Genomic DNA, 25,137 nt, shown 5'->3' on the forward strand with positions numbered 1-25,137 from the left:
ATGGTAGATGAACAGCAGCTACGCCAGTGGGGCACCAAGGTCATTGATATCGAGAAAAAAGCACTCGATAACCTTTACCAATATGTAGACTCAAATGAGTTTGCCCAAGCATGCCAATTAATATTGCAGTGCACCGGCAAAGTTATCGTTATGGGAATGGGCAAATCAGGCCATATAGGTAATAAGATCTCAGCCACATTAGCCAGCACTGGAACGCCTGCATTTTTTGTCCATCCAGGTGAAGCGAGTCACGGTGATTTAGGCGTATTAAGCGAAAACGATATCGTCCTTGCTATCTCTAACTCAGGTGAATCGAGTGAGATTCTGACATTAATGCCAGTAATCAAGCGCATGGGGCTGCCGATGATTTCGTTAACAGGCAAGCCGGAATCCAACATGGCAAAGCTAGCCCATCTGCACCTTTGTATTGAAGTGCCCGAAGAAGCCTGCCCGCTGGGATTAGCGCCAACATCGAGCACGACGGCCACTTTGGTGATGGGCGATGCATTAGCGGTTGCTTTACTGCAAGCTCGCGGGTTTACTAAAGATGACTTTGCACTGTCTCATCCCGGTGGAACTTTAGGGCGTAAGCTACTCTTAAAAGTCAGTGACGTAATGCATAAAGACAATGAGCTGCCGCTGGTAAAGCATGATATCTGTATTACCGATGCGCTTTACGAAATATCTAAAAAAGGCTTAGGCATGACTGCCATTGTCGATGAGAAAAGCACTTTAGTCGGTATATTCACCGACGGCGACTTACGCCGAGTGATTGATGCAGAAGTTAACTTACGTACCACCCCCATTGCTGAAGTTATGTCTAAAGGCTGTGTCACCATTACTGATAATGTACTTGCAGCAGAAGCATTAAAAGTGATGGAAGAGAAAAACATTAATGGTTTGATAGTCATCAATTCACAGCAACAACCTGTCGGTGCACTTAACATGCTCGACATGGTGAAAGCAGGAGTTATTTAACATGTCTAAACAGGGATTCTATGGCCCGATTAGCGATGATGTTTGGCAAGCCGCCAGCAAAATCAAACTGCTTATTTGCGATGTAGATGGCGTATTTTCCGATGGCCTAGTCTATATGAGCAACTCCGGCGAAGAGCTTAAAACATTCCACACTCGAGATGGTTACGGTGTTCGCTCTGTTCTTTCTAGCGGCATTAACGTGGCGATTATTACTGGTCGAAAATCAAAAATTGTCGAAGATAGAATGACAGCACTCGGCGTCACTCATATTTATCAAGGCGTTGATAACAAGTTAAGCCCCTACAATGAGTTATTAGCACTTTACAATGTCAATCCAAATGAAGTTGCCTATATAGGTGATGATATGGTCGACTTGCCGGTGATGAAAGAGGTCGGTTTATCGGTTTGCGTCGCTGATGGCCACCCTTACGTGAAGCAACATGCTTTAATGACAACTCATATTAATGGTGGTCATGGCGCCCTTAGAGAGCTCACAGACTTGTTATTACTTAGCCAAGGTAAGTTTGAGTCGGCTCACGGGATGAGCATATGAATCGCGTCACCCTAGCGATTATCGCTTTATTTGGCACCGCACTGATCCTTTATTGGCAAGTGCAGTCTAAAAAAAGCGACCAAACGTTAGACATTGATATAAGCGAACGCCCTAACTACATCATCAATGATATGCGCAGCACTGAATACAATGAAGCGGGTCTCATTAATAGCAAAGTCACCGCCAAGCACATGGAACACTTTGAAGAAGCCAGTATGACTTACTTCACTGACCCGGTTTATTTGATCTATCCCGATGATGGTCAAGCCCAATGGCGTTTAACCGCGGCTAAAGGAACCCATAACAATTTAACCGGTAAGGTCTCATTGGAAAACAATGTTATTATCGATTCTATTAGTCCAGAAGAGCCGATCCAAACATTGTCTACCTCCTATTTAGAGCTTGATCTAGAGACGATGGTTATGACCTCTGATGAAATCATTTACGTCACTGGTAATGAGTTTGTGATTCAGGGAACAGGCCTTTATGCTGATCTTAACGCCCAAAGTGTAAAGTTGATCAGTCAAGTCGAAGGGATCTACGATGTTAAGTAAGCGATTCAAAAAACAAATATACTCACTCATGCTAGCAACCCAATAGCGGAGTAGAAGGAAGTTATGAAATACAATCAATCAATACTTGCAGGTCTGTTGTGTCTGCTTAGCATTAGTAGCTACGCGCAAGTCGATGACTTAAAGCAAGAAGTTAAAATTGCTGCTGCCAGCCAAGAAGCTGATATAAAAAATAATCAGGTGATCTTTTTTGGTCCTGTAGAAGTGACTCAGGGTTCAATTAAAATGAAGGCTGATGAATTACGGGTGTTCTCCAAAGAAGCGAGCTCAGGAAAAATACTCGTGGCTACGGGTAATCCTGCGACATATACCCAAATGATGGAAGATGGCCGCCCGGCGATGGCAAGTGCGAAAGAGATCCGTTATGAGTTGGCAACAAGAACCTTAACCTTGTTAGGTAATGCAACCTTGGAGCAAGAGGGCAGCCAAGTCACGGGTAACCGCATCAAGTACAATATCGGACTACAAAAATTAGTCGCAGAAAGTACAGGTAAAGGTAATGATCGCGTGATCACTATCATTCAGCCTGAAGCTTATCAAGAAGAGACGCCTGAAACCCCAGCCGCACCCATTAAAAAGCAGGAACAGCAATGACCCAAAAAACGCTGACCGTACGCAATTTAGCGAAAAGTTATAAGAGCCGAGCCGTTGTTCAAGATGTGAGTTTAACGGTCAAAACAGGGCAAATTGTTGGGTTATTGGGTCCTAATGGTGCAGGTAAAACCACAACATTTTATATGGTTGTTGGTTTAGTTCAGAGCGACAAGGGTCAGATCTTAATCGATGACGATGATTTAACCTTAGACCCAATGCATCTCCGAGCACGTAAAGGCATTGGCTACTTGCCACAAGAGGCAAGCATCTTTAGAAAGCTCTCAGTGCGTGACAATATCATGGCAGTATTACAGACTCGCAAAGATATCAATAACGAGCAGCGTGAAGAGCAACTTGAACACCTACTCGAAGAGTTTCACATCACCCATATCCGCGATAGCCAAGGCATGGCGTTATCAGGTGGTGAACGCCGCAGAGTTGAAATCGCTCGAGCACTGGCAGCCAACCCAAAGTTTATTCTACTCGATGAACCTTTTGCCGGCGTTGATCCAATATCGGTTATCGATATTAAAAAGATTATTGAACAGTTAAAAAGCCGTGGCTTAGGGGTGTTGATCACAGACCACAATGTGCGTGAAACATTGGACGTTTGTGAACATGCCTATATCGTAAGTCACGGAAATTTGATTGCAGAAGGCACACCTGCCGAGATATTAGATAATCAGCAGGTTCGAGCAGTGTACTTAGGTGAACAATTCAGGCTATAGTTAACCCACAGTATGCGGGTTTAATTGTATAGCATTAGCTAAGTATATGAATACAATCAAAGTGTTGACTCTTTAAGCTCTCTTCGTCAAATCACCGAGCTTCAACGTTTAATTACAGTGTAGGGAATAGCGGTAAGATGAAAGCGTCACTCCAGCTCAAAATGGGTCAGCAGCTAACTATGACTCCACAATTACAGCAGGCTATTCGCCTTTTGCAATTGTCCTCTTTAGAGCTGCAGCAAGAGATCCAGCAAGCATTAGACTCTAATCCACTGCTTGAATTAGATGAAGAGCAATCCGATGGCGAGCCTATCAGCAACGAAGATAGAACCACCAGTGACTCTGACAGCTATTCAGAGTCGGATAGCGACAATGAATACAGCAGTAACACAGATGTTGATCCACAGCAGGATAGCGCTGCGGTAGACACCTCTGATGCATTAACGCAAGATTCAATGCCAGATGAACTCCCAATGGATACTACTTGGGATGAAGTCTATACCGTGTCTTCGAATTCAAGCTCCGGCGGAATGCGCGATGATGATATGCCATTCCAAGGCGAAACCACTGAAGGTTTATACGAACATCTTGAATGGCAGAAAAATCTAACGCCTTTTTCTGATAATGACCTAGCGATTGCCACCGCCATTATTGATGCGGTTGATGAGCGAGGTTACCTTACTCAGAATTGTGAAGATATTCTTGAAGCAATGGGCGATCCAGAGATCGAGATAGACGAAGTGGAAGCCGTACTCAAACGCGTGCAGCATTTCGACCCTATCGGCGTCGCAGCCAGAGATCTCAGTGAATGTCTGCTTATCCAATTAGCTCAATATGCAGAAACAACACCCCATATAGACAATGCTCGCCTGCTCATTAAAGATTACTTAGATTTGATTGCTGGACGTGATTTTAGGCAATTGATGCGTAAGACTAAGCTCAAAGAGGATGACCTGCGTGATGCTATCACGCTTATTCAAACCTTGAACCCAAGACCGGGCCTGGCAGTCACGCGAAGTAAAGACGAATATGTGATCCCCGACGTTTCAGTGACAAAAAAGAAAGGCCGTTGGGTGGTTGAACTCAACCCCGACTACATGCCAAAAATCAACGTCAATCAACACTATGCTTCGATGGCTCGTAGCCAAAAAAATCAAGCAGATGGCCAATTTATTCGTAGTCACTTACAAGAAGCTAAATGGTTTATTAAAAGCATTGAGAGTCGTAATGAGACCCTCCTAAAAGTCTCCAACTGTATTGTGAAGTTCCAACAGGGATTTTTCGAATATGGTGATGAAGCCATGAAACCTATGGTACTCAACGACATTGCTGAAGCCGTAGAGATGCATGAATCCACTATCTCAAGGGTGACCACACAAAAGTATATGCATACCCCTAGAGGTATTTTCGAGTTAAAGTATTTCTTCTCTAGTCATGTCGGAACCGACGACGGTGGAGAGTGCTCATCAACAGCAATTAGAGCGTTTATTAAGAAGTTAGTCGCAGCTGAAAACCAACAGAAACCATTAAGCGATAGCAAAATGGCGCAACTGTTGGCAGAACAGGGGATTAAAGTTGCTCGACGTACCATCGCGAAATACCGCGAAGCAATGATGATCCCGCCCTCAAACCAACGCAAGAGTTTATAACTAAAATTATACACTTGGAGGAATCTTTCTATGCAAATTAACCTTACTGGGCATCACATTGAAATCACTGCGTCACTGCGCAGTTATGTTGAAGAAAAATTTACAAAGCTTGAACGTCATTTCGATCAGATCAATAATGTGCACGTCATATTGAATGTTGAAAAAATGCAACAGATTGCCGAAGCACGAATTCACCTGAAAAAAGGTGAAGTTTTTGCCACTTCGGAACATGCGGACATGTACGCCGCAATCGACTCCCTGATCGACAAATTAGATCGTCAGGTTATTAAACACAAAGAGAAGCTGACCAAACACTAACGATGGAACTATGTACCATCCTGCAGCCGGAATGCACTACCTGTGCCACTCCGGGCAGTAAGAAAAAAGTACTGGAACTCATCAGCGATATTGCCGCTGCCCAGTACCCTACCCTTTCTTCACAAGAGATTTTCGAAAGCCTGTTGGCTCGCGAAAAAATGGGTAGCACAGGTATAGGCAACGGTATAGCAATCCCTCACGGGAGATTGGCTAATATTGACCATCCATTGGGCATATTAATCAAATGTGAAACACCGATATCTTTTGACTCGATAGATAAGCAACCGGTTGATATATTATTTGCCCTGTTAGTGCCCGCAGATCAATGTGAGCAACATCTCGCGACGCTGTCTTCAATGGCAGAAAAGCTTAACGACAAAGCGATCGTGAAGCAGTTGAGAAAAAGTAAGAGTGAATCTGAGTTATACGACTTAATCACTCAATAGTGAGAGGTCTCTGATCTGTCGAGCTTAGTTTTTACGTATTTTTTGATGTTCAAGAAGTATAAGACATGAGCAAAGAGAAACGCTTACACACTCTTGTAGGAATAGCTTAGAAACACTTAAACCAGTGTTCCTAAGCTATTGTTGCCGTGTTATAGGCTATTTGTGGAGAATAATTAAACTGCATTGCCTCCGTATCGTCCCACCTCGCCAAAATAATGTATAAACTGCGGTAAAAACAAACCTAAAAGTGCAACTATCTCGACGGACTCAAGTCCGTAAGTCGCTAGAGATTACCGATATACAAGCAGTAAGATTTAACGACCTAGGCATTTATTACAGCAATATTATTTATTATTACCAACTAGCCTAAGCTATTGCTTTAAGCCAGAAAAAAGTTAATCTATAATCTTGTACACCCCGTATACATTTATAAAACATTAATTCTAACTTTTATTAGGTAGTGAAAAGATGAAACTCGTTCTAGTCTCTGGTCGTTCCGGCTCAGGCAAATCAGTACTGTTAAGAATGCTAGAAGATCTCGGCTATTATTGTGTCGATAATCTACCATTGCCAATGATGGGCACCCTGCTTGAACAACTTTCTGGTAACTCAGAGTTAGTCGCTATTAGTGTTGATATCCGCAACATGCCAGAAAAAGAGAACGAATGGATTAAGCATCTGACCAATTTGCCAGAAGGCGTGGAGTTATTGAGCTTCTTTTTAAACTCTAGCGATGAAGTGCTCCTCAAGCGCTACAACGAAACTCGTCGTCTGCACCCTTTGTCTCATGCAAACATTTCATTAAAAGAAGCAATTCAGCTTGAAGGGCGCCAGTTGGAACCGCTCGCTAAGATCGTTGACCATTATATTGATACTTCTACCCTCAATATTTACGATCTCAATGACCAAGTACGTGAGATCTTATTAGGCAACGTCGATAAAGAGTTGATGATCAAGTTTGAGTCTTTTGGGTTTAAACATGGCATGCCAACTGAAGCTGATTTTATGTTTGACGTTCGATTTCTTCCAAATCCACATTGGGAGCCGGATCTCAGACCCATGACAGGGCTCGATAAACCCGTGCAAGAGTTTTTAAATCTGCACCCTACAGTCAATAAGTTTATCTGGCAGATCGAGAATTTATTGGAGACTTGGTTACCCGATTTAGAACGTAACAACCGCAGCTACCTCACTATCGCTATTGGTTGTACTGGTGGCCAGCATCGCTCTGTTTATGTCACAGAACGACTCGCTGAACACTTCAAAAAAGGCCGACATAAAGTCACTTCTAGCCATAGAGAGTTAAAAAATGCCAACGATTGAACGGCAAGTCACCATCTGCAATAAGCTCGGGCTACATGCCAGAGCGGCAACAAAATTGGTGGTTTTAGCCTCAGAATTTGATGCCCAAATCACTATTATTCAAGGTGAAAAGCAAGCTTCAGCGGTAAGTGTACTAGGCTTACTCATGTTAGAAACTGGAATGGGTAAATCCATACAGCTTCTCGCCAACGGCCCAGATGCAAAACCAGCGTTAGATGCCATATGTCATTTGATCAATACCAAATTCGACGAAGATAATTAGTCCGTCCATTTTCCTAATATTTGTTATTTATCCCCCTTTACTTACGTTATGATAAGCGCCTTTTAAAAGACCCTGCGAGGGACCCATGCCGATTGAAGTCTTAGACAACGAAACAACAGACCAACGCCTCAATCAGCTAAATAAAGCATTAGGTAGCGGGATGTTTGTTCATGTCCGCAATATGTTGCAGGATATGGCAGCCACCGATATCGCCTTTATTCTCGAATCTTCGCCGCCCCGCACCCGCCAAGTTTTATGGCAATTGATTGACCAAGAGCACACAGGTGAAATTCTTGATGAGTTAGGCGAAGAGCTTAAAGACAATCTTATTCGCCAAATGAGTCCAGAGCGCGTCGCTAAAGCGGCTGAAAGCATGGATACCGATGACTTAGCCTACATTCTTAGAAGCTTACCAGACAGCATCTTTAATGAAGTGCTGCAGTCGATGAGTGCCCAAGACCGTGTCAGGGTTGAGCAGGCGCTCTCTTATCCCGATGATACTGCTGGCAGTATCATGAATACCGATACTGTAACCCTAAGACCCGACGTCAATATCGATGTGATATTGCGCTATTTGAGAATTCGCGGCGAACTGCCAGCCGCAACCGATATGCTGTATGTGGTCGATAAACAGGACCGAGTACTCGGCGGTGTGCGCATTGCCGATCTACTCACCTGTAATCCAGATTCATCGATTAGAGAGATCATGGCCGCCGATCTCGAAGCTATTCCCGTGGGTATGTCCGACAGTGAAGTGGCGCAACTGTTTGAGCGTCATGACTGGGTTTCTGCCCCCGTTATTGATGATGATAACAAGTTGCTTGGCCGTATTACCATTGATGATGTGGTCGATGTTATTCGAGAAGATGCCGAACATTCGATGATGGGTATGGCAGGTATGGATGATGATACCGATACCTTTGGTCCTGTACTCAAAAGTACCTTTCGCCGTTCACTGTGGTTAACCGTCAACTTGTTTGCCGCGCTGCTCGCAGCATCGGTGAGTAATATGTTCGAAGGAACATTAGAGCAATTTGCCACTATCGCGATTTTAATGACCATTGTTCCCAGTATGGGCGGTGTTGCAGGTAATCAAACCTTAGCGCTGGTCATTCGTGGTATCGCCCTAGGTCAAATTGGTCAAAGTAACTCCAGGTGGCTTATTGGCAAAGAGCTTGCCATTGGCTTTCTGAATGGCTTGCTGTGGTCCGTTCTTGTGTTTGCAGCAGTGTGGGCTTGGAAAGGTGACATTACCTTGGGAGCAACGATTGGTGGAGCTATGCTCATCAACATGACGGTTGCAGGCCTTGCTGGCGCAAGTATTCCGTTACTGCTTAAAAAGATGAACATCGACCCAGCGCTTGCAGGCGGCATGGTATTAACCACAGTGACTGATGTTATCGGCTTATTTGCCTTCTTAGGACTGGCGACCGTATTCCTGATAAAGTAGCTTAAAGAAAGTTGAATAAACTAAAGACCGCCTTTTAGCTAATGCTAGAAAGCGGTCTTTTAGTATTCATCAATCTTCACGCAGAGCTTGTTGTATTTATCGTTTGAGTGGCGCTTTAAAACCATAGTCCGCTAAGATTGTTTGGCCCTTTTCAGATAACACAAACATTGCTAGTTTCCAGGCATCAGGTTGTGCAGCCTTTAACACGACTAAGCCATAATCTGCTCCCACCGCTATCTCATTGGGCAGCTGTACCACTTTCAAGCTAGGCACCTCTTTTTGTGCAAGAACAGCATTAGTGCAATAGGTTAAAAAGATGTCAGCGCGATTATTTTCCATCACCCAACCATAGGTATTACGGCCACTAGGTGCTTTAGCACTGGTTTCACCGCCCGTTAGCTGTAATGCTTTGTTCTCTAATTTATTTTTCGCCCCAGCAACTAATGCATCAGCCCTTGCAAAAACCTTCCACGCGTAATCACCAGACGGATCGGCTTTAGGAGTCGACGTGCCAAGACGAACGTCACTACTGAGCATCTGTTGTAATAAGTCATCATCAATTTCAACACTGGCTTGCGTCAACGCGCACATTTGGTTTTGTGCAAACATCACCACACTTTCTGCCAGTGCGTCATTTTGTAAGGTTTGTGGATGTTTCATATTGGCAGACGCAAACACATCCACAGTCTCACCCTTTTCAATACGCTTTCTGAGTAGACCTGAGGGTGCAAAATCGGTATTAACAGCCTGCTTCGACTCTAACTGATAAGCCGCAACAATATCTGACATGGCATTTTTTAAACTGCCCGCTGCGCGCATCTCTATCGGCGCAGCGGTTGCCGTTAGTGGCAATATTAATAACGAGGCTACAATCCATTTTTTCATGATAATTTCCATAGTAAGTACTGAAGGTACAATCGGTGTATATAACGATGCCGCCGATCAAAAAGCATTTACTCGCAAAAAACAACAGCCAAGGCTCCATCAGCAAAAGGGGCTTTAAAACTGTTGAAATGGATCACTCACAAATTAACGCCACCAGACAAAAAGTCGCAATTAATGAATAGCAAAAAGCCACCGAGTCGGTGGCTTTTTATCTGAATAAAGACACTAGTTAGCTTAGTGGGCTAAGTACTATCTCAACTCTGCGATTGTCTGCTCTGCCCGCTTTAGTCCCATTGCCTGCTATAGGTCTTTCTTCCCCCACGCCATGAGACACCACTCTTGCTGATGGAACCTGACGGCTCATCAAGTAGCTAGCGACTTCACTCGCTCTGACTTGCGACAGCCTCAAGTTATAAGATGCAGCACCAGAACTATCGGTATGACCCATCACATTGAGCTTGGTCTCATCATATTCTAACGCCACCAAAGCGACGCTATTTAACACTTGCTGCGCCCGTTGGCTTAGATCTGTTTGATCGACACCAAAAGTCACATCGTTTGGCATGTTCAAAATAATATTATCGCCACTTCGGGTGACACTGACACCAGATGACTGCAGTTGCTGACGCAATTCAGCTTCCTGTACATCCATGTAATAACCAATACCACCACCAAGGGCAGCCCCTGATGCAGCGCCAATTAAAGCACCTTTACCTCTATCACTTTTACTTGAAGAGGCAACTCCAATGACCGCACCAGCAAGTGCACCGATCAATGCACCATTAGTCGCTTTACCATTTTGGGATTCATTACTGTATGGATTGGTTGTCTGACAACCTGAAACGAACACTGCTGCAACCAGACAGCTTGCGATAATTCCGCCGTGCTTAACACTCATAAACATTACTCCTAACTGTCTTCACCCAAGTGAAGACGACAACATATCGAGTTATTTTGTTAACAGTATATAAGCAGGCAATTATTAGACAATGGCTACAAAATCAAGCGCGCTAAAATCGTACAGCTTACGCGATATAAAATCCTGACAATTGCTAAGTCTGCGCACCAAAATCGCGCAAGTATGCCCTAATTTGTAGCCAACGTCACTTATATCACCCTGACACACAACAACCAAAAACCACAAACACTTGATCTGCAAGTGATTATTCTAGCGGTTTGTTTTGGCATAAAATGAGCATACCTATAAAGTAGTATTAAATTGAGTTGTATAAAGCGATATAGGAACACCCATGAAATTAATCCAGAAAGTTGCAACAAAGTACCAAGAGTTCACGCATATGATTATGCATATTGGCATCAGCCAGTGGGATGTCGAATAAGACCATTTTTATTAGATTAATTTAACGTATACATAAGAGGTGTCCAATGACAGCAGTAAACCACAGTATCAACCTCAGTATTATCAATGAAGTCAAAAGTAATGGCCGGCTGTTATCTGACGTAGCAAAGCAATATGGCGTGTCGACTAAGGCTGTTTATCAACTTGTGCGTCAAAGCGAACAACCGTCAACAAGCCGCACATTGACCTTAAGATCAGAGATTGAGCAACTACGCAGCCGTATTCAAGAGTTAACCTTAGAGCTGAGCCATATTACTCAATAAAACCCTGTTTAGCAGAGGTAAAGGTATATCGTTTTGCCCCAAATGAAATGATAGTGTTATCGTAATAACAATAATAATTGCGCGCTAATTTCACTTTTACCTCTGCGACTTATGCTATTGCAAGCAACTGCATTCGATGATTAATTAACTTTAAGTAACATTAAAAATCCACTCAAACGGCTGCGGTTACATTAAACTCACTAGCAGTGCTTACTAAAAAGGCTGTATTCATGGGATCCCACACATTAAATTCAATCAGTTCAACAATTAAAATAACTCTTAGCTCAATCGCCATTGTCTTTTCACTTTCGGCTTGTGTTAGTCAACATGATTTAATGGTCGAAAAAGGTTTTCCACTGCCCTATGCCGATGGCTTTGATGATGGCTGTCATAGTGGCAATAAAGCGGCGGGGAGTTTATTCGACGAATTCAAAAAAGACGTCAATCGCTTTAACAGTGATAAACAATACGGTCAAGGATGGTCTGATGGCTTTAGACAATGCGAAACTGAACAGGAAGCAGCGCAGCGTCAAACCAGAATAATGCTTGAGCAACAGCGCTTACAGGAACAAAAGAAAGCCAATAATATTAGCCAGCAACACGCATTAGAGAAAGAAGTCATGAAGGGCGTCGACATCGACGCTCTCAAAAGCCTAGAGAAACAGTAGTGTAGAACATACTAGGCCGCGCCATAAACCGCGGTCTGTAATGTCTTAGCTCAACTAAAATAGTATCAGTCGGTAACCTAAAGGCTGTGTGTCATCTTTATTCAGTACCATGGTGTAGTTGCCTGCACTATCAAAAAACAGGGGTTCAGATTGGTAGAGTAAAGTGAGCGTTTCATTTTCATCTTCAAAGACGACATTAATCTCGTACTCTCCAGACTCTATGCTGATTGACTCCAACTCGGTGAACTCAAAATCAGTGATTTTATACTTAGCAGATTCAATGGTTTCGGTTGATTTAACAAAGTAGATGGTTAACGTTTCATAGTCGAAAACTAAGTTCGCTAGATCAATTTTATGGGTAAAAGCACGAGGACGATGATCATGAGTTAGCGTCATCCCTTTGGTCATTCCTAGCTCGTCCTCATAAACCAGTATCGATTTACTCTCATCTTGATTAAAGGTCACTAACAAGTTATTGGCTAACACCTCATTCGAATCTTTATTGGTAATCGTTACACCATAATCGTTATAACCTATGGTCTTGAAATCGCTTAAACTATGTTTGCCTAATTCATAAAGATATTGAGTCTCCTGATTACTTGCGATCGCTATATCAATATTATCAACACTGTTTAACGCGTTAAAAATACGATACTCAGCATTGGCATCAATATTGGCATATTGGGTTGGGCTACCCGTCGAATCAACAGCATCAATAGTGAGCTTAGGTGTTCCAGGGCCAAAACTATTACGGATAACAAATTTGTAAACCGTATTAGCGGTTAAATCCAGTGTTGCAGTAGTGTAGATTGGCGTACTCTGTCCGGTCTGAGTCAAATACAGTACATATTCACCAGTATCAAACATTAACTCACTTGAATAATCCTTATAACTAAGCGAATCAAGCATGTTCGCGCCGCTAAAGTCCTCGCCATCCAAACCAAAATAAACATCATAAGTCGGCTCATCCATGGCGGCATGCATCACTAACATCTGCATTTTACTGTAGTCATCACTTTCATCCATATTCAATTCATCCATCTCACTGCGATCATATTGAATATCAAGTAATTCAGTAGCGCCATAATCACCGAGTAAAACAAAAAAATGTTCATCGTCATTTGAAAGTGAGAGTGTCGATGAATAGAGCGATAACTCATCGCCCAGCTCATCAGTGCCAATCACTTCCATCTCGGAACTCCCCGTATTGTAAACATAACGAGGTTGAGCATCAGCGTAGCTCACCGCTGTGTATTGATAACCATCTAAAACCAGCGCCGTTGCCGTGCTATTGGGTGACGCATTGTAATACTGTATGTAAGCTTCACTGCTTGAATCACTGTCATCATCTGAGCTACATCCGACAGCTGTAGCCAATGCAAGAAAGAGACAAGTAATACCCCGAGGTGTGAAATTCATTTATTTTCCTTAACTAATTAATGACAAACTCATTACCTATGACCAAGAATCCACGTCAAGAACTGTCAACAATTGCAATGTAAGGAAAGCCTTTGAATAGCTTTGTAAATTAATGTTATTACTTGTATAGATTGAACAATAAATGACTTTTACGGAAGGATGAGATGTTAACGGAAGGCATAATAAAAGACCAAATGAGCGTAAAGGAGCAGCAACTCGCTGCCCCTCAAGAATTATTTAGCTAGCGAAGAACACTCTAAATTGGTTGGCTAATGCTTTATCATCTTGCTTACCATATTTGATTAAAATGTCCTCTTTACCGTCGCCATTAAGGTCGTCGCTTTGCAGCATCCCGCCATCAATAGGCAACTTTAAATCGTGCTTTTCTGCATCACGACTAAATAAGCGTGAACCAGCTTGACCGAAATAGACTCTTAAGGTGTCTTCGTCATCAGATAGCATTAAATCTTTCAAACCATCGCCATTAAGATCAGCTAACTTGACCACTGGACTGCCACTTTGACCTGAGCTTAAACTAAAGTTGAGTTCAACCTCTTTACTGACATTTGACTCTTCAGCAAAGCGTCCTTGTTCATCCATTTTAAACAAATGAACATCTTGATCGATACTGCCAGAAAGCAATGCACCGATAATCTGTGATACGCCGATATCAAACCCAGCCACCATCACTTCGACTTTATCGTCACTATCAATATCAACGAACTGTAGCCCCGTTAATGTGCCCTCTGCTTTAACAACACTGCTAGGCAGCTTCGGGAACACCAACTTGCCCTTTTGGCTTTCACCGAGATAGACCTCATAGTCGTTGGATCTATCAAATACACCTGAGCTTTTGGTATAGCGCACCACCAGATCAGTAATGCCGTCGTTGTTGATGTCCTTAAGCTCTTCCACTTTGCGATACACCAACTCACTTTGGTCGAGCTGCTCACCATAGGCATCACGCTTATTCCACCAGTCAATGCCACTTATAGGTTGGCGTACTGACACAAACTCTGTAATGGGGTGAAACATCTTGTCTTTTGTTTGTCGATAAAGCTCTAACTCTCCTTCTCCAATTTTGACAATGTCGACTAAACCATCAAGGTTAATATCGCTAGCATAGAGTTTGGACTGGGTATATGTGGCGCCATCTTCAAACAATCTAGACTGCGGTTTAATCGGCAACACTTGCTGCTTAAATTCACCGTTATCAGCAATAAATAGATGTACCTGATTAAAATCATGGATCAAAATATCGTCTTGTTTATCGCCATTTAAATCCGCGATAAATTCGCCTCGACTTAAATAATCTGGGCGGGATTTAAAGGATAAAGAATTGATATCAGCTAATGAGATTAATTCGGCATTAGCGGTGTCTTTTTGAGGCTGAAAAAGTAGCAGTTCATCTTGCGATAAAAAGTACAATTGTTGGCGTTTACCTGCTTGATACTCAGTAATATCGAACGAGTGCAGGGCTTGGGGCAATTCGAATTTAGTCGCCAGCTTATACTTACCGCTTTCTAACGCATAAACCGCCATCCAGCGCTGGCTCAAATCATCAATCCCAAAGGCCACTAACTCTTTACCTGCAGCAGGTAACAGATCGGCCGACACTATAGGGTGCGTCAAATTAAAAGGCGCATTCAATGTCGTTTCTGTCAGCGTCAATTTAGACGCTGACTTGGCTTCAGCAGGCTGAGCGACAAAGCCCCCTAATACCACTAATCCAATACCCAAGCCTTTTAAAACCGATTCCATGTTTGATTTACTCCATTAGCGATAACAAAAGTACAATGATTCAAGCTATCGGTTTTAGACTAAGAGTAAAAGCAAATTTAACAGTTTGTAACATATCACCCTCAATAAACGGCATTAATCGATATTTAGCGATCTAAAAGTCCAAAAGTTGGCGCCAAACCAATTGAGTACTAAACCTGTTAATACACCCACACTAAAGGCTAATGCGGTATCTAACAGCGATTGACCAAGCCACAGTGATATCAAATAAAAAACAGACAGATTAGCGACCGCCGCCATGCTCGAGACTAAAACAGACATTATTAATTGCCGACTTTTAGCCGCTTGTTGCCTATCACTAAAAGTCCAACAACGGTTAGCAAACCACGACAACACTACCGCGACGGAAAATGCCCCTACTCTCGCCCATATCAGGGGTAAACCAAACGTTTCAAATAACAGGTAAAATAACACCGCATCAGCAACAAATACGTTAGCACCGACCAACAAGAAGCGCCCTTCTTGTTGGTACTTACGCCAGTACTGACTCAGTAAACCTATCGGCTGGGACGACAAAGCAGTAAGCCTCTATCTTTATTGCTGGCAATCTCATCACAATTTACAAAACGACTATCATCGGCTTTGGAGTGTTGCACAAAGAGATAAAATGGATTTCCATTCTGATTTACATCGGTTAACGAGGTGATTTTTTCAGCCTTGCCTGCAGTATAAAAGCGTGCAGAAAATGGTATTTTGCCCCAGTAATAAGTAGCAAGGTCCACTTGTCGTTGCTGCAGTAACCAACGTTCACTTTTATTCTTTCCTGCGTCAAAATGAATAACACCCACTGCGATGATCAATAACGCAGTAATAACCAGTGCGATTCGATGCAACATCGGCACTTGTGTATGGCGCCAAGCAAAAGCGATCAATATCGCCAATGCTGGGATCCCAGGCAACACATAAGCCGGTAATATGTTACCTGCAAAGGTAAATAACACCATAGGCGCTATCATCCAGCAAACAAGGTAACTCGCGAAACCTGCGCCCTGTAACGCTTTATCTTCATCACTTCTCTTTGGCGCTTCAATAATCACTTTATAAAGCGCTTGCGGTAAAAACAAAGACCAAGGCAAGGCCGCGACAATAAAATACAGCCAAATGGTACCGCGAGTTTGATCGTGTGCAGTGCCGTACAGATCCCCCTGCCAACCACTATCAACAAATCTTGACCAATGCTCACCGACGATGAAATAACTTAAAAATCCCGGCGTGGTATTTTCAGCAATAACATACCAAGGTAGGGCAATCAGTAGCATTAATATGGTTCCTTTAATCAAGGGAACCCGCTGCCATAAAAGGAGCCACGGTCGAATCAATCCATACTGCCACAGTAGCCATAATCCAGTGCCAATGCCGAAAATAACCAAGGCAACAGGGCCTTTCGCCAGTAAGCCAATCGCAAGACCCACAAAGCCAAAGTAGCCCCAGCGAACTTCACCTTGCCAACACAGATAAAACCCCACCATTGCCATCGTCAAACCTAAGGTCAATGCCATGTCGGTCATCACAGCACCCGCGCTAACAATAAACACCACTGTTGAGGCTAAAATAATGAGTATTGGCAATACTGGTAAACGTAGCCTTTTAGCAAAAAGTGCCACCACACCTAAGGTGAGCATGGCAGCAATCCAATGCGGGAAACGCACTGCAAACTCAGAGACACCAAAGCCCAAAATAGACACTGCACTCATCCAAGTATGCAGTGGGGGTTTTCCCCAAAACGGCACATCGTAATCAAATAACGGCGTGATCCAATTACCGGTTTCCACCATCAAACGCGCCATTTCACCATATCGAGCTTCCGTGGTATCCATTAACGGATACCAAGGCAGTAGCAATAATCGAGTCAATACCACCAGCAACAGCACAGCCAAGCTTTTTTGCGCAGAACTCAAAGCTTGCATCAATTAGCCTCCAAGTAACTGATATTGCTTTGTACCGCAACCTCGTCACCTTGCTGCTGACGGCTAGGCTTTAGCTGTGAAACTGACTGCCGATAAGCGACCTCTTCGATGAAATAAAGTGGCCGTTGCTTAACTTCCACAAATACTCGCCCTAGATACTCGCCAATTAACCCTAATGCCAACAGCTGAATACCCGCCAAGCCAAGTTGCACCACCATCATTGAGGGGTAACCGGCAACGGTGTCACCATATACAAGCGTTTTAGTTACCACCCAACCACCATAAGCAAAGGCACTAAAAGCAGTAAACACGCCACACCAGGTAGCAATACGCAACGGTTTAAAACTGAAAGAGGTGATGCCATCCATTGCTAAGCCAAATAGCTTGCTGTAATTCCATTTCGTTTCGCCCACAAAGCGAGGATCACGGTCAAACTCCAAGGTTTTTTGTGAAAAACCAGGCCAACTAAACAAACCTTTCATAAATCGATTACGCTCAGGCAATGCTTTAATACTGTCGACAACCTGACGGCTCATTAAACGAAAGTCACCGACATTTTCCGGCACCGGCGAATCAGAAAGCCAATTCATCAATCGATAAAAGCAAGCCGCAGAAAAACGCTTAAACCAGGTTTCACCTAGGCGCTTTCGTCGTTTCATATTGACGATTTCGTATCCGGCACGCCACTGCGCCAGCATTAATGGGATTTGCTCTGGAGGATCTTGTAAGTCGGCATCAAGCATAATGACCGCCAAGCCTCTGGCATGCTCAATACCCGCCGACATTGCAGCCTCTTTACCAAAATTACGGCTCAATTTGATGCATTGATATTCATTGTCGGCCAAAGGTAATTGGCTGACCTGCAGCCAAGAGTCATCACTACTACCGTCATCAACAAAAACAATTTCAGAGCTTTCATCAAGCTCAGATAATACCGCCGTTAGCCGCGAAATTAATGGCGCTATCATTTGTGATTCATTAAACAGTGGCACAATGACTGACAAACATATTTCAGCGTTGTGAGCACTTGGGTTCGCATGGGAATATGGCATGAAACATCCTACTCGATATATTTTCCCAGTAGCATGCAGCTATTGAGGTGAAGAAAATGTCATTGACATTTTTTCGACAAAAATAGTGCTAAAGTGGGTACAACTAACTGACTGATTAATCGCTTAACGATGACACTAAAACTACTCATTATTGAAGACAACATAGACGTTGCGGGCATTCTTGGAGACTACTTTGAGGCTCAAGGCGCTGAACTTGATTTCGCAGATAATGGCGAGCTAGGCTTGTCACTCGCGCAAGCATTTGACTTTGATGCCATCTTATTAGATTTAATGCTGCCTAAACTCGATGGCCTAAGCCTATGTAAGGCATTGCGGTCGCTTGGTTGTACCACCCCCATTCTGATGTTAACGGCACTGGATAACAAAGCGGATCTACTGAGTGGTTTTGACTGTGGTGCCGATGACTATCTTGGTAAACCTTTCGATCTCGACGTGGTCGATGCCCGTGTCAAAGCACTAATAAAACGTCACCGTGGCCAAGTAGCACAAGGCAGTCTCACATTCGGCGATGTCGAACTTAATATTGCTAAGCACCAAGCTTATCGTCAACAGATGCGGTTAGCACTCACACCAACCACCTATCAAATATTGTTACTGCTGATGAAACATGCGCCAAATGTGGTTAAGCGAGAGATGATAATTGAAGAGATCTGGGGACAATCGCCACCCAGCAATGATATTTTACGCAGCCATATGTACCAACTGCGTAATCAACTCGACAAACCTTTTAAACAGCCCATGCTAGCCACAGTACCAAAAATAGGCTTTAGACTGCAGCTTGGAGAGGAACTTTGCTAAACAAGCTGCTTAATAAGGTCTCTTCAGCCTCAAGCCTACCGCATAAGTTGATGTGGTATTTCAGTGCTATTGCAATAATGATCGGTCTCACAATTTACCTATCGATGCTTGGACTGATGCAATGGATTGAAGATGAAGTTAATCAACACGAACTTGAAACGAGTGCCCCCTACGCCATTAGCTTATTCCAGCAAGGGGCCAAACAACCCTTAGATATCGGTATGCACGTGCAAGCTTTTTACTCTCTAGAATTAATTCCAGAGAAATATGGTGAGTTAGGCGATTTTCCTATCGGATTTAATGGTGAGATCTATAACAATAATCAGGTTGGATTTTTGCATGAGTTAGTCGCGTTGTCGCCTTTAAGCGCAGAGGGAGCACATAGCCGAGAAGAGATTTTTCTCTATAGAGGAGAATTTTTACTCGATGGCCAACTGAAATCTTTGTTTCTGATTATGCCAACCGAAAATGTTGAATTGAGTGACACTGAATGGACCGCTATTAATCTGTTTGTGCTTTGTTTTATCGGCGTACTCTTTGGCTTGTTTGGCTTTGCTATCCATAAGCTGAGCCGCCGCCTCGTTAAGCCCGTAGAGCAGTTAAGTCGGCAATTAAAATCAACAGAGTCCAACAAAACCTTTAGTGTTTCAGACCAATCGGCGGCTGAATTTCGTGAGCTTGCCGATAGCCTGAACCATTATCGACAACAAAATGAGATGATGATGAAGCAGGAGCAAGCCTTTGCTCGTTATGCCAGCCATGAACTGAGAACGCCATTGACCGTGATCAGCGGCGCTGCAAAACTGCAAGAGCAAAACAACGCTCTCGAGTTTCAAGCACGTCAACGAGGCCGTATCCAACGTGCAGCCCTTGATATGCAGCACACTATTGATGCCCTACTAAATTTAGTTAAACAAGAAAGAGCAACCGGAAGCAATCCGCCAAGATCTCTATCTTTAGCCGAAGTGCAACAAATAATTCAACCGCTACAAGGGCTGGCTAATAGTAAAAGTATTAATATCAGCATTAACTTTGAGCAAGCTCCAGTCATAAAACCGGCCCCCGCAGTACTGCGCATGCTACTGACTAATGTCATCAGCAATGCCATTAATGCAAGTAACTCTGGAGAGATCACAATATCAATCAATCGTCATGAGATAGTCATCACCGACAAAGGTCGCGGGCTTACCGAATCAGAACAAGAAAATGAACATGGTCATGGACTTGGCTTGTTGATTGTCGATAGCCTGTGTCAACGCTACCACTGGCAGTTCAACTTATCCAATATGCAACCCACAGGCTGCAGCGCACAATTAACCTTTCCACAATTAACATTGTAATGCTCAGTGTTAAGCTATAGCGCTAACTCACTCCCATTAGCGCTATAGCTTAAATCGGTATTGAAAATTATCCTTGACGGGTGAAACGGTAAGACTGTATTTGTACCTCTTGCCCATCCACCACTGCGTAGCTGTCGACTAAAAATACATCTTTACCCGCAAATCTCAGTTCAATACGCATCTGACTACGTTCATTACCTGAGTAAGTTTGCCCATTCACACCAACAGGATAGTAGTTATAACGTTGCAACTGTGGTTGATACTCACCCGAAAAATTCAGCTTCTTATTACCGTTAAAGTCAGTTTGTAGTTGATAACCCAGCTCAGGCGAGTAAGACAGTTCAACTTGCCCGGTTAAATCTTGCTTAACGCCAGATACCGCCAGATTTTCAACTGACAAGGTAGCGGCGGTTGTTTTACTTAACCCCCCTTGTGCAACCCCCGTGGCTTCAACTCTTTTTCCTTGGCTATCTAAGGCCCAGATATTAACTTGCCATTGGCCGCTAAAAGTATCTAAACGGTCCCAATTTTGTGGTGTTGCCGGGGCCTGACTAGCCACTCCAACTTGAGTTCCAGGCAAACCGTTAATGTTAATGCTCTTAGTTGCATTTTCATTACGGTAATCTTCTCTATCATTGGCATAATCAGCGCCCGCTCCCGCCACACCACCCGCTGCAGCGCCGATAGCTGCACCTTTTAAGGCCATGCCTGCATCACCCGCTACTGCGCCCATCGCCAAGCCTAGAATGGCACCACCTGCGGCACCGGTTTTCATACCGCGGTTACTATCGCGACCATCTTCACCCATACCATCACCGCTTGCACAAGCGGTTAGTGCCATTAGACACAAGGTCGTCAGCGCCACTTTAGCAAACTTATTTACCGTTCGAGTATTGCTAGGGTCTGCATTTAAAGAAGCTAAATCGGTAGATATGATATTGCTAGGCATAGTGTATTTCCTCAAATGAACATGTATGTTGCAATTAACCCTAATCAGTAATAACTGCTAACTTAAGGTTACGCGGTAATGCATTGGTCACTATTAAACCAACAATGCAGTTGCAGTATTAGGGCATGGCGACGAAAAAATAATAATCCGATGCCTAGGTGGATATCGCTGCTACGATTTAATTAAGAATATGGGGAAACGTTATGAAGTCAGATAATTTTGCCGGGATTGCTGATTACATCTCTCAGCGACGTGCTCAAGCACAGTTATCTCAAGAAGCATTAGCATCAGCACTGATTAGCAACAATGACCTGTTTGCAGACGTCGACTCACTAGCCATTAGTCGCTGGGAACGTGGCAAAGTCAGCCCGAACCTGCGCAGGCAAGTCGCGCTAATGGAGTATTTTGGTGATAAACCACACACGCTTTTATGCGATCCCAGCTTTGAATTAAAACAACTGCCGTCACTTGATGCATTCAATAAAATGATGGAGCAACAGTTAAACTACAACCATGTTATGGGGGCTCACCCCTATATATCTGCAGACAATGTTAGCTTCGACAAACTCTGCAAACAGGCTGATGAAGCACCGCAAATGTATAGCTGGATAGCCAATTATCACACCAACCTTAGCCGTGGACGGGAAAAATGGAGTCAGTCCTTTATCAAGTCATTAGCGGCGGTAGATTCAACGGAAGTGTCGTTTTACCAAGTCAACGGCTTGCTCGCCGGCCATATATTTATGGTTAAAGTTACCGAAGAAACATTTGAGCAATTACTGCACGGCAAGCTTAATGACAATGAGCTAACTCCGGCACATTTAATTGCTGCAGAGCAACCTGGTTGCCTATACATGTTAAGCACCTATTTAGGCGGTGCCCATGTGTCCGAGGACTTCGTCGCGCAACTGCTCTTTACCTTAGTCGAGAACCCAGTAAACACTTCGTTTGGCTACAAAGCGCGGTCTGATATAGGCATCAAACTAATGGATTTTCTCGGCGGTGTTGTCGTTAATACAGGTGAGATATTAAGCGAACGTTTGCAAGGTGCTAAATACCAAGGCAAACGCCGCAGCTATGTCTCATTTGAACTTCAACGTCAGGTATTAATCGCCAGCCCTTTGTTTATCAACCTTATTCGAAACAGCAAATAATGATTATTTTCCTGAAACCTCATTTTTCATTTTTTTAGTTCATCTTTTTAGTTTACCAAGTTGATTTTAGGTAGAAACCAACTTAAATAGTATGAGGACTGCATGAAATTGCCTTACTGTTAGCAAGTGAGGCTTTAAAAAGGAAGATAGATATGGTTACTCTCGACACTCAGAATATCGACATCCACCAAGACATAAGCCAAAGCTGGCAAGAGATGGTTAACTTAATATCTGAAATATCTCAAATTCCTGCAACTCTCATCATGCGAACCTACCCTAAAGAGATTGAAGTTTTTATTAGCAGCAATACTCCCCACAACCCATACAGAGCTAAAGAACGCGAACGCTTGGGCATGGGATTATATTGTGAATCAGTGATCACCGGAAAGAAACTGCTCACGGTTAACGATGCCAGCCAAGACCCTCATTGGTCGAATAATCCCGATATAAAACTGGGGATGATAGCCTATCTAGGATTACCACTGAGTTGGCCCAATGGTGATGTCTTTGGCACCATCTGTATGCTTGACTCGCAACCGATGCAGTTCGATAACCCCACCAAACAATTGCTGACTCGATTTAAATTAGTCGTTGAAACTGACCTCAAACGTGTCTATCAACAGGCACAATTAGTTCAAGATAATCAACGGCTAATCCAACAATTACATAAAAAATCGTTTGAATTTGATCAACTGCAAAAACAAGCGCGACTGGATGCATTTGAACGAACCTACAAGGATCTGAAAACCGATAAAGTAGACAGCTTAAGTAACGATGCCGTCGCAACTCTCAATCAGCAACACTCGCTTTAATCCCTATCAGCCCCTTGCGATGCGAGATTGCGGTTTATCTCTGCCACAATTTTGTGGCTAAATATCACCGTCAAATGCAGTACTATCCAAAATGACTTATTCTCAGCCGCTGGCCATATGGAGCTCGAATTAGGCACAATAGTAAAATCGATAGGGGTTCTGTAAGAGTAAAGTTCAACATTTTCAAGGATATGTTCTGTTGCGCGCAGCTCATTTAACAGCTCGCTTTTAGGGCGTAATTGTTTAACGCCCTTTGATGGGTATGGCAAATAGGCCCAGATACTGCCCGCATGAGGCACCGATAAGCTAAAAAACTGCCTTACCCTTGCAGCTCCCCCCAAAAGCTGTAAATAATAACGTGCCACGATGCCGCCCATACTAAAACCGATGACAACAATCTCTTCCGCAAGGCCAAACTCTTGCTCAATCTGCCGCTTTAAGTTGGCTGCAGCGTGCTCAATACCCAAACGTCCATCAAACGGAGCAATCGTGGGTGAAAAGCACTCATGGCCTGCAAGCGTAAATTGTTGCTGCATCCAGCGCATCACATACCCGGTATTAAAAATGCCATGTACTAACACAATTTTCATCAACACCTCTGTTGGTCAGGTCTCACGCCTCAAGCGTAGCAATCCATATTAACAAATACCACTCACACTTAATAAAGCCACTAAAACACCACTCGGCTTTCGGTAACGATATTTATTGCGCTAACTTTGCTATTATTAGCGGCGTCCCATCTGCCTTTATTTCAAATGAGCCCTGTATTTATGTCGATAAGTCCATCGAACCCTACACCCCAGTCAGTATCACAAGCTTTGAGTGTTGCCATTAGCAAACGAACTCAATTTTTAGCGAATGCAAAGCAAAACGAAACCGATTGCTATCGAATATTTCACGGTACGGTAGAGGGCATCAATGGCCTCAATATTGATCGCTATGGCAATGCATGGCTGATCCAAAGTTTTCACCAAGCATTGACTGAAGATGAGCTTAGCCAAATAACAGTTCAGCTGACCCAAGAGTCAATGTTACCGGTCATTTATAATGACCGCTCCAACAAGAATTCCCGCGTACTGAATAGCTTAAGTGATGACAATGAAGTTTTCGCGACAAGTGAACAGCAAATGCAGGAAAATGGTATGTTGTTCAGCAGTAAATTGCGCCATGAAGGCCAAGATCCACTGCTGTTTTTGGACATGCGCATTGGCCGTGAATATGTAAAATCACACAGTCAGGATCGTACGGTACTCAATCTATTTTCTTATACTTGCGGTATTGGCACCGCTGCCGCCGTTGGCGGCGCAACACGGGTTGTTAATATCGATTTTTCCTCATTCGCATTGGCTGCGGGCAAAAGAAATGCGCAACTCAACCACGTTGAAAATGTCTGTGAGTTTATTCAAAGTGATGCATTCCCTGCCTTAAGACAGCTGGCAGGTTTGAAAGTCGGCGGACGCAGGAATCAAAAACTACCCGCCTATCCCAAACTGGCAGCCACTCAATTTGATTTGGTCTTTTTAGACCCACCAAGATACGCCAAAAGCGCCTTTGGCATTGTCGATCTCATTAATGATTACCAGAGCTTGTTTAAGCCGGCAATGCTAACCACTAAGCCCGGTGGCACCATAGTGTGCTGTAACAATGTCGCTAAAGTTGACCGCCAAGCTTGGTTTGACAGTTTAGTGCGCTGCGTTGAAAAACAAGGGCGTCAGGTGACCCACCATGCATGGCTCGATTGCCATGAAGACTTCCCTTCTTTTGATGGTAATCATCCCTTAAAAATGGTTGCGTTAACCTTAAGCTAGTCAACAGAAACATGCTGAATACAGTAAA

General features: G+C 43.5%; 27 protein-coding genes. 18 read left to right on the forward strand and 9 right to left on the reverse strand.

Annotation, left to right across the window (positions count from 1 at the left end; all coding sequences use genetic code 11):
• The 11 genes from CXF83_RS20240 (at nucleotide 1) to mgtE (ending at nucleotide 8,873) form a co-directional block, all read left to right on the forward strand.
• On the forward strand, nucleotides 1-978 hold the full coding sequence (locus CXF83_RS20240) for a KpsF/GutQ family sugar-phosphate isomerase (RefSeq protein ID WP_101092607.1): 978 nt from the start codon (nucleotides 1-3) through the stop codon (nucleotides 976-978).
• Nucleotide 979: 1 nt separating this feature from the next.
• The gene (gene kdsC, locus CXF83_RS20245) at nucleotides 980-1,531 is read left to right on the forward strand and encodes a 3-deoxy-manno-octulosonate-8-phosphatase KdsC (RefSeq protein WP_101092608.1); all 552 of its coding nucleotides are present in this window, start codon (nucleotides 980-982) and stop codon (nucleotides 1,529-1,531) included.
• Nucleotides 1,528-2,085 carry an LPS export ABC transporter periplasmic protein LptC gene (gene lptC / locus CXF83_RS20250; protein WP_101092609.1) on the forward strand — a complete coding sequence of 186 codons (558 nt, stop codon included), beginning with the start codon at nucleotides 1,528-1,530 and terminating at the stop codon, nucleotides 2,083-2,085. The genes kdsC and lptC overlap by 4 nt, the downstream gene beginning before the upstream one ends.
• Nucleotides 2,086-2,148: 63 nt before the next feature.
• A complete protein-coding gene (gene lptA, locus CXF83_RS20255) occupies nucleotides 2,149-2,697 on the forward strand; it encodes a lipopolysaccharide transport periplasmic protein LptA (protein ID WP_101092610.1) in 549 nt (182 codons plus the stop codon).
• The gene (gene lptB / locus CXF83_RS20260; RefSeq protein ID WP_101092611.1) at nucleotides 2,694-3,425 is read left to right on the forward strand and encodes an LPS export ABC transporter ATP-binding protein; all 732 of its coding nucleotides are present in this window, start codon (nucleotides 2,694-2,696) and stop codon (nucleotides 3,423-3,425) included. The genes lptA and lptB overlap by 4 nt, the downstream gene beginning before the upstream one ends.
• A gap of 137 nt (nucleotides 3,426-3,562) precedes the next feature.
• Nucleotides 3,563-5,074 carry an RNA polymerase factor sigma-54 gene (locus CXF83_RS20265; RefSeq protein ID WP_101092612.1) on the forward strand — a complete coding sequence of 504 codons (1,512 nt, stop codon included), beginning with the start codon at nucleotides 3,563-3,565 and terminating at the stop codon, nucleotides 5,072-5,074.
• 30 nt (nucleotides 5,075-5,104) lie between these two features.
• Nucleotides 5,105-5,392, forward strand: coding sequence for a ribosome hibernation promoting factor (gene hpf / locus CXF83_RS20270; protein WP_101092613.1), 288 nt, complete (start codon nucleotides 5,105-5,107; stop codon nucleotides 5,390-5,392).
• A 2-nt stretch (nucleotides 5,393-5,394) separates the two neighbouring features.
• The gene (gene ptsN, locus CXF83_RS20275) at nucleotides 5,395-5,838 is read left to right on the forward strand and encodes a PTS IIA-like nitrogen regulatory protein PtsN (protein ID WP_101092614.1); all 444 of its coding nucleotides are present in this window, start codon (nucleotides 5,395-5,397) and stop codon (nucleotides 5,836-5,838) included.
• Between the two features lie 468 nt (nucleotides 5,839-6,306).
• Nucleotides 6,307-7,161, forward strand: coding sequence for an RNase adapter RapZ (rapZ, locus tag CXF83_RS20280; protein WP_101098039.1), 855 nt, complete (start codon nucleotides 6,307-6,309; stop codon nucleotides 7,159-7,161).
• Entirely contained in the window at nucleotides 7,148-7,423 is a 276-nt protein-coding gene (locus CXF83_RS20285) for an HPr family phosphocarrier protein (protein WP_101093545.1), read from the forward strand. Before rapZ ends, CXF83_RS20285 begins: the two co-directional genes overlap by 14 nt.
• 85 nt (nucleotides 7,424-7,508) lie before the next feature.
• Nucleotides 7,509-8,873, forward strand: a complete 1,365-nt coding sequence (mgtE, locus tag CXF83_RS20290; protein WP_101093544.1) for a magnesium transporter — start codon at nucleotides 7,509-7,511, stop codon at nucleotides 8,871-8,873.
• A 96-nt stretch (nucleotides 8,874-8,969) separates the two neighbouring features.
• Here mgtE and CXF83_RS20295 read toward each other — a convergent pair whose 3' ends face one another.
• Together CXF83_RS20295 and CXF83_RS20300 are read right to left on the reverse strand one after the other, a co-directional pair.
• On the reverse strand, nucleotides 8,970-9,758 hold the full coding sequence (locus tag CXF83_RS20295; protein WP_232775162.1) for a molybdate ABC transporter substrate-binding protein: 789 nt from the start codon (nucleotides 9,756-9,758) through the stop codon (nucleotides 8,970-8,972).
• Nucleotides 9,759-9,987: 229 nt separating this feature from the next.
• Nucleotides 9,988-10,656: an OmpA family protein gene (locus CXF83_RS20300; protein ID WP_180961057.1), complete on the reverse strand. Its 669-nt coding sequence runs from the start codon at nucleotides 10,654-10,656 to the stop codon at nucleotides 9,988-9,990.
• Between the two features lie 488 nt (nucleotides 10,657-11,144).
• On the opposite strand from CXF83_RS20300, the gene CXF83_RS20305 reads away from it, so the two are divergent.
• Nucleotides 11,145-11,381 carry a transposase gene (locus tag CXF83_RS20305; RefSeq protein WP_101093541.1) on the forward strand — a complete coding sequence of 79 codons (237 nt, stop codon included), beginning with the start codon at nucleotides 11,145-11,147 and terminating at the stop codon, nucleotides 11,379-11,381.
• Nucleotides 11,382-11,611: 230 nt separating this feature from the next.
• Nucleotides 11,612-12,049, forward strand: coding sequence for a hypothetical protein (locus tag CXF83_RS20310; protein WP_145991695.1), 438 nt, complete (start codon nucleotides 11,612-11,614; stop codon nucleotides 12,047-12,049).
• Between the two features lie 54 nt (nucleotides 12,050-12,103).
• Here CXF83_RS20310 and CXF83_RS20315 read toward each other — a convergent pair whose 3' ends face one another.
• The 5 genes from CXF83_RS20315 to CXF83_RS20335 all read right to left on the reverse strand — a co-directional run bounded on the left by CXF83_RS20315 (nucleotide 12,104) and on the right by CXF83_RS20335 (nucleotide 18,227).
• Nucleotides 12,104-13,468: a DUF4397 domain-containing protein gene (locus tag CXF83_RS20315; RefSeq protein WP_101093539.1), complete on the reverse strand. Its 1,365-nt coding sequence runs from the start codon at nucleotides 13,466-13,468 to the stop codon at nucleotides 12,104-12,106.
• Between the two features lie 237 nt (nucleotides 13,469-13,705).
• A complete protein-coding gene (locus CXF83_RS20320) occupies nucleotides 13,706-15,229 on the reverse strand; it encodes an FG-GAP repeat domain-containing protein (RefSeq protein ID WP_101093538.1) in 1,524 nt (507 codons plus the stop codon).
• A gap of 114 nt (nucleotides 15,230-15,343) precedes the next feature.
• Nucleotides 15,344-15,784: a GtrA family protein gene (locus CXF83_RS20325; RefSeq protein ID WP_101093537.1), complete on the reverse strand. Its 441-nt coding sequence runs from the start codon at nucleotides 15,782-15,784 to the stop codon at nucleotides 15,344-15,346.
• Nucleotides 15,766-17,175, reverse strand: a complete 1,410-nt coding sequence (locus CXF83_RS20330) for an ArnT family glycosyltransferase (protein ID WP_101093536.1) — start codon at nucleotides 17,173-17,175, stop codon at nucleotides 15,766-15,768. The genes CXF83_RS20325 and CXF83_RS20330 overlap by 19 nt, the downstream gene beginning before the upstream one ends.
• Nucleotides 17,175-18,227: a glycosyltransferase family 2 protein gene (locus CXF83_RS20335; RefSeq protein WP_101093535.1), complete on the reverse strand. Its 1,053-nt coding sequence runs from the start codon at nucleotides 18,225-18,227 to the stop codon at nucleotides 17,175-17,177. Before CXF83_RS20335 ends, CXF83_RS20330 begins: the two co-directional genes overlap by 1 nt.
• Nucleotides 18,228-18,356: 129 nt before the next feature.
• On the opposite strand from CXF83_RS20335, the gene CXF83_RS20340 reads away from it, so the two are divergent.
• Together CXF83_RS20340 and CXF83_RS20345 are read left to right on the forward strand one after the other, a co-directional pair.
• Complete coding sequence (locus tag CXF83_RS20340; RefSeq protein ID WP_101093534.1) at nucleotides 18,357-19,046, forward strand: response regulator transcription factor; 690 nt, start codon at nucleotides 18,357-18,359, stop codon at nucleotides 19,044-19,046.
• Nucleotides 19,040-20,386, forward strand: a complete 1,347-nt coding sequence (locus CXF83_RS20345) for a sensor histidine kinase (RefSeq protein WP_232775163.1) — start codon at nucleotides 19,040-19,042, stop codon at nucleotides 20,384-20,386. The genes CXF83_RS20340 and CXF83_RS20345 overlap by 7 nt, the downstream gene beginning before the upstream one ends.
• Nucleotides 20,387-20,453: 67 nt before the next feature.
• Here the strand turns inward: CXF83_RS20345 and CXF83_RS20350 are convergent, their stop codons facing one another.
• Nucleotides 20,454-21,335 (reverse strand): hypothetical protein, encoded by an 882-nt coding sequence (locus CXF83_RS20350; protein ID WP_101093533.1) that lies wholly within the window; start codon nucleotides 21,333-21,335, stop codon nucleotides 20,454-20,456.
• A 203-nt stretch (nucleotides 21,336-21,538) separates the two neighbouring features.
• On the opposite strand from CXF83_RS20350, the gene CXF83_RS20355 reads away from it, so the two are divergent.
• Entirely contained in the window at nucleotides 21,539-22,489 is a 951-nt protein-coding gene (locus CXF83_RS20355) for a helix-turn-helix domain-containing protein (RefSeq protein ID WP_101093532.1), read from the forward strand.
• A gap of 152 nt (nucleotides 22,490-22,641) precedes the next feature.
• Complete coding sequence (locus tag CXF83_RS20360; RefSeq protein WP_101093531.1) at nucleotides 22,642-23,301, forward strand: GAF domain-containing protein; 660 nt, start codon at nucleotides 22,642-22,644, stop codon at nucleotides 23,299-23,301.
• Here the strand turns inward: CXF83_RS20360 and CXF83_RS20365 are convergent.
• Nucleotides 23,298-23,891, reverse strand: a complete 594-nt coding sequence (locus CXF83_RS20365; RefSeq protein WP_101093530.1) for an esterase/lipase family protein — start codon at nucleotides 23,889-23,891, stop codon at nucleotides 23,298-23,300. The genes CXF83_RS20360 and CXF83_RS20365 overlap by 4 nt on opposite strands.
• 180 nt (nucleotides 23,892-24,071) lie before the next feature.
• On the opposite strand from CXF83_RS20365, the gene CXF83_RS20370 reads away from it, so the two are divergent.
• The gene (locus CXF83_RS20370) at nucleotides 24,072-25,109 is read left to right on the forward strand and encodes a class I SAM-dependent rRNA methyltransferase (RefSeq protein WP_232775164.1); all 1,038 of its coding nucleotides are present in this window, start codon (nucleotides 24,072-24,074) and stop codon (nucleotides 25,107-25,109) included.
• The last annotated feature ends 28 nt before the right edge of the window (nucleotides 25,110-25,137 follow it).

It is taken from the genome of Shewanella sp. Choline-02u-19 (assembly GCF_002836205.1).
Lineage (GTDB): Bacteria > Pseudomonadota > Gammaproteobacteria > Enterobacterales > Shewanellaceae > Shewanella.

What these genes read in the sequence shown, in the direction of transcription:
- CXF83_RS20240 (WP_101092607.1), top strand. Translation starts at nt 1, where the DNA reads ATGGTAGATGAACAGCAGCTACGCCAGTGGGGCACCAAGGTCATTGAT.
- kdsC (WP_101092608.1), top strand. Translation starts at nt 980, where the DNA reads ATGTCTAAACAGGGATTCTATGGCCCGATTAGCGATGATGTTTGGCAA.
- lptC (WP_101092609.1), top strand. Translation starts at nt 1,528, where the DNA reads ATGAATCGCGTCACCCTAGCGATTATCGCTTTATTTGGCACCGCACTG.
- lptA (WP_101092610.1), top strand. Translation starts at nt 2,149, where the DNA reads ATGAAATACAATCAATCAATACTTGCAGGTCTGTTGTGTCTGCTTAGC.
- lptB (WP_101092611.1), top strand. Translation starts at nt 2,694, where the DNA reads ATGACCCAAAAAACGCTGACCGTACGCAATTTAGCGAAAAGTTATAAG.
- CXF83_RS20265 (WP_101092612.1), top strand. Translation starts at nt 3,563, where the DNA reads ATGAAAGCGTCACTCCAGCTCAAAATGGGTCAGCAGCTAACTATGACT.
- hpf (WP_101092613.1), top strand. Translation starts at nt 5,105, where the DNA reads ATGCAAATTAACCTTACTGGGCATCACATTGAAATCACTGCGTCACTG.
- ptsN (WP_101092614.1), top strand. Translation starts at nt 5,395, where the DNA reads ATGGAACTATGTACCATCCTGCAGCCGGAATGCACTACCTGTGCCACT.
- rapZ (WP_101098039.1), top strand. Translation starts at nt 6,307, where the DNA reads ATGAAACTCGTTCTAGTCTCTGGTCGTTCCGGCTCAGGCAAATCAGTA.
- CXF83_RS20285 (WP_101093545.1), top strand. Translation starts at nt 7,148, where the DNA reads ATGCCAACGATTGAACGGCAAGTCACCATCTGCAATAAGCTCGGGCTA.
- mgtE (WP_101093544.1), top strand. Translation starts at nt 7,509, where the DNA reads ATGCCGATTGAAGTCTTAGACAACGAAACAACAGACCAACGCCTCAAT.
- CXF83_RS20295 (WP_232775162.1), bottom strand. Translation starts at nt 9,758, where the DNA reads ATGAAAAAATGGATTGTAGCCTCGTTATTAATATTGCCACTAACGGCA.
- CXF83_RS20300 (WP_180961057.1), bottom strand. Translation starts at nt 10,656, where the DNA reads ATGAGTGTTAAGCACGGCGGAATTATCGCAAGCTGTCTGGTTGCAGCA.
- CXF83_RS20305 (WP_101093541.1), top strand. Translation starts at nt 11,145, where the DNA reads ATGACAGCAGTAAACCACAGTATCAACCTCAGTATTATCAATGAAGTC.
- CXF83_RS20310 (WP_145991695.1), top strand. Translation starts at nt 11,612, where the DNA reads ATGGGATCCCACACATTAAATTCAATCAGTTCAACAATTAAAATAACT.
- CXF83_RS20315 (WP_101093539.1), bottom strand. Translation starts at nt 13,468, where the DNA reads ATGAATTTCACACCTCGGGGTATTACTTGTCTCTTTCTTGCATTGGCT.
- CXF83_RS20320 (WP_101093538.1), bottom strand. Translation starts at nt 15,229, where the DNA reads ATGGAATCGGTTTTAAAAGGCTTGGGTATTGGATTAGTGGTATTAGGG.
- CXF83_RS20330 (WP_101093536.1), bottom strand. Translation starts at nt 17,175, where the DNA reads ATGCAAGCTTTGAGTTCTGCGCAAAAAAGCTTGGCTGTGCTGTTGCTG.
- CXF83_RS20335 (WP_101093535.1), bottom strand. Translation starts at nt 18,227, where the DNA reads ATGCCATATTCCCATGCGAACCCAAGTGCTCACAACGCTGAAATATGT.
- CXF83_RS20340 (WP_101093534.1), top strand. Translation starts at nt 18,357, where the DNA reads ATGACACTAAAACTACTCATTATTGAAGACAACATAGACGTTGCGGGC.
- CXF83_RS20350 (WP_101093533.1), bottom strand. Translation starts at nt 21,335, where the DNA reads ATGCCTAGCAATATCATATCTACCGATTTAGCTTCTTTAAATGCAGAC.
- CXF83_RS20355 (WP_101093532.1), top strand. Translation starts at nt 21,539, where the DNA reads ATGAAGTCAGATAATTTTGCCGGGATTGCTGATTACATCTCTCAGCGA.
- CXF83_RS20360 (WP_101093531.1), top strand. Translation starts at nt 22,642, where the DNA reads ATGGTTACTCTCGACACTCAGAATATCGACATCCACCAAGACATAAGC.
- CXF83_RS20365 (WP_101093530.1), bottom strand. Translation starts at nt 23,891, where the DNA reads ATGAAAATTGTGTTAGTACATGGCATTTTTAATACCGGGTATGTGATG.
- CXF83_RS20370 (WP_232775164.1), top strand. Translation starts at nt 24,072, where the DNA reads ATGTCGATAAGTCCATCGAACCCTACACCCCAGTCAGTATCACAAGCT.